Consider the following 333-nt stretch of genomic DNA (forward strand, 5'->3'; position numbering starts at 1 on the left):
CTAGCACCCATCCGCAACGCGCCAAAGTGGTGGGACCTGCAGGAGAAGAAATCCATGTCGATGAATGGGGACGCATCAAAGTACGCTTCCTGTTTACCCGAGCAGAAGACCACCAATTTGATGGCGGTGCCGGCAGTAACAACAACGATACCGATTCAGCTTGGGTCGATGTACTGACCCCATGGGCAGGCGAAGGCTATGGCGCACGCTTCCTTCCTCGAATCAATGAAATCGTGGTTATAGACTTCTTTGACGGCAACATCGACCGCCCCTTTGTGGTGGGCCGCCTACATGAAGCCCAACGCAGCCCAACCCGATTTGACAGTCAAGGCC

The 333-nt window shown here is 55.0% G+C and carries 1 protein-coding gene; it reads left to right on the forward strand.

Annotated elements, in window-relative coordinates; genetic code table 11:
• Window positions 1-333: phage baseplate assembly protein V (locus AC1M89_RS14795; RefSeq protein ID WP_481614400.1), on the forward strand; the 333-nt coding region annotated here is incomplete at both ends.

It is taken from the genome of Acinetobacter sp. ANC_7635, from assembly GCF_056779945.1.